Source organism: Kineococcus gurbantunggutensis (genome assembly GCF_050871925.1).
Taxonomy (GTDB): domain Bacteria; phylum Actinomycetota; class Actinomycetes; order Actinomycetales; family Kineococcaceae; genus Kineococcus.
In genome coordinates this window covers 1-835 of sequence record NZ_JBJLSG010000342.1, presented here as the reverse complement: position 1 = coordinate 835, position 835 = coordinate 1, and the positions used below count along the sequence as shown (strand labels likewise).

Sequence of the window (835 nt, the reverse complement as noted above, 5' to 3'; positions counted from 1 at the left end):
CCCCCCCCCCCCCCCCCCGCCGGCCACCGCGGGGACTACCCCTGCGCGGTGATTTACCGCCACACCGGCGGGGCCCCCCCCCCCCCCCGGGGGGGGGCCCCCCCCCCCCCCGCCCCACACCTCCACTCTTCACCTCCCGCGGTGATCATGCGCTGTTGAAGGTTCAACAGCGCATGATCACCGCAGGGTGCGGGTGCGGGTGCGGGTGGGGGAGCGGGGACGGGCTGGGGCCCCCGGCGGGCCCGCTCAGGCGTCCGGCGGCAGCGCCCGCGTCGCCAGCCGGGCCAGCTCGTGCAGCTCGTCGACGTCGACGTGGCCGAGGTGGCGGGCGATGGCGGCGACGTGGCGCCCGCCGACCTCGCGCCGGCGCTGCGCGCCCGCGCCGGTGAGCGCGACGACGACGCCGCGGCCGTCGGAGGGGTCGGCCTCGCGCGCCAGCAGCCCCTGGCGCTCCAGGCGGTCCACCAGCCGGCTCAGCGACGGCTGCGGCAGGTAGACCTGCTCGCTCAGCTCGCCCAGGCGGGCGCGGTGGGAGGGGCAGCGCGAGAGCGTGTAGAGCACGTCGTACTCGCGCACGCTCAGCCCGCCCCACACGTCGTCGGCGGCGAAGCGGCGCAGCAGGGTGGCCTGCAGGCGGAAGACCGCCTCCCAGGCCTCGGCCGCGGCGCGGGTGCGTCCCGCGCCGCGGCCGGCGTCCTCCCCGCCCGCGGCGGCTTTGGCGCGCTCGGCGTCGGCCCCCCCGCCGCGACCGGGACGGGGGCCTGACGTGCACGTCGTCGCCACCGCCGGGCACGTCGACCACGGCAAGTCCAGCCTGGTGCGGGCCCTGACCGGC

1 protein-coding gene is annotated in these 835 nt (G+C 79.6%); it reads right to left on the bottom strand.

The genetic code is table 11. From position 1 onward, the window contains the following. Positions 1–246: 246 nt before the first annotated feature. The gene (locus ACRYR7_RS25580) at positions 247–561 is read right to left on the bottom strand and encodes a MarR family winged helix-turn-helix transcriptional regulator (protein ID WP_432575204.1); all 315 of its coding nucleotides are present in this window, start codon (positions 559–561) and stop codon (positions 247–249) included. Between the last annotated feature and the right edge of the window lie 274 nt (positions 562–835).